The organism is Desulfosarcina sp. (genome assembly GCF_046496365.1).
Taxonomy (GTDB): Bacteria; Desulfobacterota; Desulfobacteria; order Desulfobacterales; family Desulfosarcinaceae; genus Desulfosarcina.
Map to the genome: position 1 here is coordinate 1 of NZ_JAWOHB010000150.1, position 5739 is coordinate 5739.

Annotated in this window: 3 protein-coding genes and 1 pseudogene; 1 reads left to right on the forward strand and 3 read right to left on the reverse strand. The window is 54.8% G+C overall.

The window, feature by feature from the left end; all coding sequences use genetic code 11:
* Window positions 1-91 precede the first annotated feature (91 nt).
* Window positions 92-3610 carry a M4 family metallopeptidase gene (locus R6V78_RS14920; RefSeq protein ID WP_410290171.1) on the reverse strand — a complete coding sequence of 1173 codons (3519 nt, stop codon included), beginning with the start codon at window positions 3608-3610 and terminating at the stop codon, window positions 92-94.
* Between the two features lie 815 nt (window positions 3611-4425).
* Between R6V78_RS14920 and R6V78_RS14925 the strand changes: the two genes are divergently transcribed.
* Window positions 4426-4572: a hypothetical protein gene (locus R6V78_RS14925; protein WP_410290172.1), complete on the forward strand. Its 147-nt coding sequence runs from the start codon at window positions 4426-4428 to the stop codon at window positions 4570-4572.
* A 224-nt stretch (window positions 4573-4796) separates the two neighbouring features.
* Here the strand turns inward: R6V78_RS14925 and R6V78_RS14930 are convergent, their stop codons facing one another.
* Together R6V78_RS14930 and R6V78_RS14935 are read right to left on the reverse strand one after the other, a co-directional pair.
* Window positions 4797-5414 carry a pyridoxamine 5'-phosphate oxidase family protein gene (locus tag R6V78_RS14930; RefSeq protein WP_410290173.1) on the reverse strand — a complete coding sequence of 206 codons (618 nt, stop codon included), beginning with the start codon at window positions 5412-5414 and terminating at the stop codon, window positions 4797-4799.
* A gap of 106 nt (window positions 5415-5520) precedes the next feature.
* Window positions 5521-5739: pseudogene (locus R6V78_RS14935) on the reverse strand (osmotically inducible protein C); the annotation flags it as partial.

The window sequence follows — 5739 nt, forward strand, 5'->3', positions numbered from 1 at the left end:
AATATATCATCGATGCCGCCGACGGCCGTATTCTGGACAAGACATCTCTCATCCGGCATTAGCCGGCCGGTTTTTTGGTCCGTTGCCTCAATTAAGTGGGCCAGGAGAAAAATCGCACCCTTAAAAGAAGGCAGACAATCAAGATCCCCGCCAGAAACGCCGTCAGGGTCAGGCTGCCCATGCCCTGAGTCGGTCCATCGCCCAGACTGCTGATCATGCAGCCGCCGCCACCACCGCCGCCGCCACCATCGTCGTCTGACGACGAGGACGTGGCACGGCCGGAAATAGAAATCAGATCCGTGGGAACATCGGCGTCGCTGGTAATGGAAAGCATGGCGGATTCCGAGCCCGCCGCAGTGGGGGTATAGGCCACGGTGATGACCATCTGTCCGTCGCGCGGCAAAAGACCGTTGGTGCCGTTATGGGTGAAGCGGGCGGCGCCACTGAGAGCGATGTTCAGGATGCGGATATCCCGCGCGCTGGCATTGCTGAGGGTAATATTTTTGGTTGCCGGGGACCCCACGGCGACGTTGTCGAAATTCAGATTGTAGGTGCTGAAAGTAATGACGCCGGACACCGCCCTGGACGCCAGGCGATGCATCACGGGCATAGCCACGTCAAAATCGTTCAGGCTGGTGACGGCGCCGCTGCCCTGATACTCACTGTCGGCCGGCCCGGCCCAGTTGCCGTCGATGGGGACGCGGTCGGCACTGCCGTTGTCGCCGTTATACCACTGGATAGTAATGGCATCGTCATCGCCCCAGAAGGTGGGCACCCCGTAAACCCCTATCTGGGCGCCGCTCCGATCGGGATTGATGACCCAGCGGCTCTCTCCATCACGGCCGTTCAGAGTCAACACCATGGAATCGACACTGCCAGAGGTGCTGTAGTAGCTGTAATCATTGAAATCCAGGGCCAGCACGAAGCTGTTGTTGGCAGCGAATGCCGGATAGCTGACATCGTACTGGGGAGATTGGTTGGGGAAGGGAAAGGAGAGGGTACCCTGGACGGCTGAAGCATCATTCGGATCATCGGCAAGGGAGAGGAAGCCGATGTACCAATAGCGAAACCCCTCTCCCTCGACACAGGAGCTGTCAGCGGTGGAGACGCAGTTGAGGGCATCGAAGGCCAGGGTTTTGCTGGCGAAATCAAAGGCCAGGGAATCCGCGTATAGAATCGTGTTGAAATAATTTGTTTTCTGTTGAGCATCACTGAAGGGCTCGATGACAAAGGCGCCGGTGCGATCCCCGTCCAGATCCAGGACATAAATATGATTATCATCGGCGTCGGGCCGAGTATAGGCAAAATAGCGCCCGTCGGGGGACAGGGCGATACTGTAAAATTCCCCGGTACCCAGAACCTCCTGGCCGAAGTCATAGCTGCCGTCGGCATAGAGATAGGCCGCATGCAGATTGTGGGCTTCGGTGGCATAGAAAATCACCGTAGCACCTCTGCCGTCGGTGTACGCGGCGGTTTTGGTATAGCGTGGCCGGTTGGCGTGAGACGAGGTGTCGTTCAACGGATAGATGTCATTGGCTTCGTCATACCCGCTGCCGGCGTTCAGCAAGGCGCAGAGGTGATAGTGCTCATCGGCCGCATAGGGATTGTGGGTGCTGTCCAGGGGGTAAAGATAAAGCATGACGTCATCGCCGGAAACCGGGTCACCGGGCGTGGGCCGGTTGCCGCCGGTGGCGAACACCTCCACCATATCCCAGGCTGCCTGCACGGCGGCCACCTCAGCAGAAGCTGCACCGTAGAGATCTTCGGCAGCTTGGGTCATGGTGCTGCGGGCATCGGCAAACTGGGCATAGGGGGTCAGGTAGGTTGTCAGGGCGCGGTACCAGATGGCGGCGGTTTTTTCCCTGCCGATGCTGCTGCTGCCCAATCCTTCGGCCATTAAGTAGCCGGCCCGGCTGCCGATGCTCATGTTGATATGCACCCCTCCCCAGTCGCCCTCTTCGGTGTTGGGCAGATTGCGGTATTCGCTCATGTTCCTGGGCAGGGAGCTGAGCCCCTTGGTCGGATCGGCCAGGTTGCGCAGGTATCCCGGACTGGGTAAGGTGCAATCCTCGCCCACCGTCCAGTTGGCATCGTCCACCATGCAGGCGAACAGGTCGGAATAGGCTTCATTCAGGGCGCCGCTCTGATTTTCATACTTGAGATTCGCCGTGAACTCGGTGATGCCGTGCTGCAATTCATGGGCTACAATATCCAGTGAGGCCGCCAGGCTGGAAAAGGTTTTGTTGTCGCCGTCGCCGAAAACGATATACGTGCCGTTCCAGAAGGCATTGGCATAATTCTGCCCCAGATGGACCACACCCATGTAGTTGCGGCCATCGCCATCCAGGCCGTCGCGATTGAAATTGGTTTTATAATAATTGTAGCTTTTTTCAATGTAGGCCATGACGCTGACTCCGGCCGCATCCCAACCGCTGGTGCTGGAGGTGCTGGTGATATGATACAGCTTCGAGCCGTCGCCGTTATTGGCCGTAATCACATAGGTATTACCCGGGCTCTGAACTGCCGCCACCGGATCAGCGCCGGGAATCCCGACTGAGGGCATGCTCAGATCGATGAGATAATGGTTGTCGCCTTGAAGCCAGGTTTTAAAGGATTGCTGTACGCCGTTCAGATCCACCCCGCTGGCGCTGACCACAGTATTGTGAATGCGGGTCATGCGGTGGACGATTGTGGCGTCTATGGCATCGATGAAATAGGTCCAAGCTTCGGAAAGTCCGGGCGTCACCTCGAGCCGGTAGGTCAGCACCATGGCGCCGTCCGGTTGGGTGAAAACAACCAGATCAATCGTGTCGGCGTCAATACCCGGCAAGCCCAAATGCGCTTGTACAGCTTCAAGAGCCTCGGCCCGGGAAATGGCGGGCGTGGTGTCAAGGTCATCGGGCGCCGGTTCATACCGGCCGTTAAGCAGGTAAACCGCATCCGCATCATCCACATGAACGATGAGCTGCTTTCCATAGACCGGAATACCGTGCACCACCTGCTGGTATTTAAAATGCCTGGCGCCCTGGCGGTCCGACCAGGAAGCTTCAAGGGCCAGGTCCTGATCCGGGTCCTTCAATTTCAACAGCTCCTGATGGGTGCGCAGAAACTGGCCCGCCAGGGTGTCGGTCAAAACAGCGGGCGCTTGCCGGCGTTGCCCGGTCCTTCCGGAGAAAGTTTTTACCTTCACAAAAGTGGGGGTCCCATTTTGCTTGTCAAAGACCACCTGTACTGCCTGTGCGTCCGGGACATCATCGATCAGCCGCAGCAGATTGTTCCGCTGGGCCGCAGTGACGGGGCTTTCCAGAGAGCCGATGGACTTCATTTTCGACTGAATAGCGCCGATCCGGTCCGGCACCGGCACTGCCCCTCGCACCGCGGCGTTCCGAATGGCCTTTTTCAGGGACCGGGCCGTTTCGGCACGCGGCGGATCGGCTGTTATGGCATCGGCATCCCACACTTGCAGTTGGGATGTCAAATTTTCATCGACAAGAAATGCAGTCCCGGCCGATGCCTGCGCTGCAACGGAACCAGCCGCAAAAACCGCCCACATCCATAGCAACACGCTGATCAATATCAGTTTTCGGCCCACTTGGAATGATCGCTTCATTTGCTCCCTCCTCATCTGCGGTTTTCATACAATAAATGCCACTGGCTCTGCGTATGCAATGCTGAATAATGGCACGGCTAAAACTTTATCAATCAGATGGGTATCAAAATCAACAACGTAAAAATTCCAGGAAAAAAGGCAGAGATGTAGCACCCGCCGGCTGGCCCCTTCTCGAAGAACCGCCTGGAATTTCCATAACCGTTTGACACCCCGCATGACCTATAAAAAAACTATTCATTGGTCACCTGAAGAGATCCGATGCCGATATCGCAAAACACTGAAGCGAGTTTCAAGTTCCAGGACCAATAAAAACAGAGCAGGCGGATGGTAATACGACAGTCCAGTTGAACCATTATTGGACCATCGGTTCCGTCGAAAAAAAGGATTACAAAAATTCATCACCAATGAATTCATTCCGGCAGTAAGCCGACTCGTGATGCACACGGTTGCAGGATGGTCCGTCATGGTCGGGTCATACAGCGAAATTGTGGTCGAAACCCTGGCCAATGACCTGGATCTGATTGAAATCGCATTGCGTGACCCCGGTTAGCAGCAGATCAAATCATCGCTGCTCAACTTCATTCGCAAAAGGTGAAGGGCTACAAATCGGCCAGCTTCCGCATTATCGGGGATTAAAATGGCATCCTCCATTTTTGTTCGCGGGATTTGCTTTAACCGGCATCAAGTATGCCAAAATGTTGCTTGTGCGTCAACACGTTTTTGAATACAGCATCTTGTGTGACGGAAAAAAATAAGTACCTGTCCCCAGTTAGTTCCATTGATCAACCCAGGCATGATAGAAGCGGTCCTGTTGCATGCATCATCTTTCCAACTGCAGCGTTGAAGGCGTCAAAAGCAGCTTTCTCGGGTTCCCGTCAAAACCCGAAGAGAAGTCCGCCGATCTGCCGAACCACCTGGCCGTATCCCTTGTCGACATACAGGCCGATCTGGGCAATGCATGAATTTCGGCTTTGCCGGATACATGGCGCCGCAGTTGGGGCAGGTATAGGCCTGGTCGCTTACCGGGTGTTTGCAATCTCTGCATTCCTTCATGGCCTCACCCTTTCCCCTTTGCGCAGCGGCCGCAAGCAGGGCTGAATCCCTGCTCTGAATTTACTTAATGCTTTGTATTCTCTATCTTTTATCGTTTATCCGTTTTATCCCTTATTTGTTGTAGCACAGGGTTTTAATCCTGCTGAAGCCGGTCACAGGACAGCCCGTCCATACCCATTTCCCGAATGGTTTCCAGGTCCCCCGGCCGATTCCGCTGCCTGAGATAGGCGGCGATTTGAGCTTTCACACGTGTTGATTTCCCCTGGGCCAGATCACTTTTGGCGGATATTCGCTCCGGGTGTATTTCAACAACCTCGCAGGCCTTGTAGTCCGCCATGTCCGCCTGCACTTTTTTAAGCAGTCCGCCGCGTTCATGTTTTTCAACCAGCGCGTTCAGCGCATCGGTTTTGAGCTGCTCCTCGGCCACCACCCTGGCCCTTCCCCGCAGGATGACGCAGTGGTAAAACTGATGCAGGTTGCAGGGGGAGGTATGATTTGTAAAGCCGGCATCCAGGTAGGCCAGCGGAATATCCACCTGAAAACAGACCTTTGTATTTCTTTTTATGTTTTCCAGTTTTTCGCCTTTGGCGGCACAGTGAAAATAAATGTTGTTCTGGTAATACACAAAATTGACCGGTGTAATGTAGGGGTAGTTCCCGGCATCCACCGTAGCCAGCCGTCCGATGGTTGCCTTTGAAAGAATTTTTGCAATCTGCTCAGGGTCGGTGATTTCGCACTGCTTTCGATTCATACAGGATTCCTTTCTCAATGATTGCCTTCTGCTGAAAGCGGATACCCTTCCGGTAAGCGCCCCTGCCGGCAAGGCAGCTTTTGTGGGGAGGATCGTTTCGCCCCTTCTATAGATACCGTTGCGCCCATACCGCGATCATGGCGCCGACATACTGCGCATCAGCTTCATTCATAAGCAGATGATCGGCTTTGTCCAATGATATAAAGCTCTTGGGATGACGTGCCCGTTGAAATATTTTCGCGGCATTGTCAATGCCGACGATATGGTCCACCGGCGAATGAAAAATCATGATGGCTTTTTTCAGGTTGCCGAAAACCTTCGCCAT

Coding starts and splice junctions, on each gene's coding strand:
- R6V78_RS14925 (WP_410290172.1), top strand. CDS start 4,426: ATGCATCATCTTTCCAACTGCAGCGTTGAAGGCGTCAAAAGCAGCTTT.
- R6V78_RS14920 (WP_410290171.1), bottom strand. CDS start 3,610: ATGAAGCGATCATTCCAAGTGGGCCGAAAACTGATATTGATCAGCGTG.
- R6V78_RS14930 (WP_410290173.1), bottom strand. CDS start 5,414: ATGAATCGAAAGCAGTGCGAAATCACCGACCCTGAGCAGATTGCAAAA.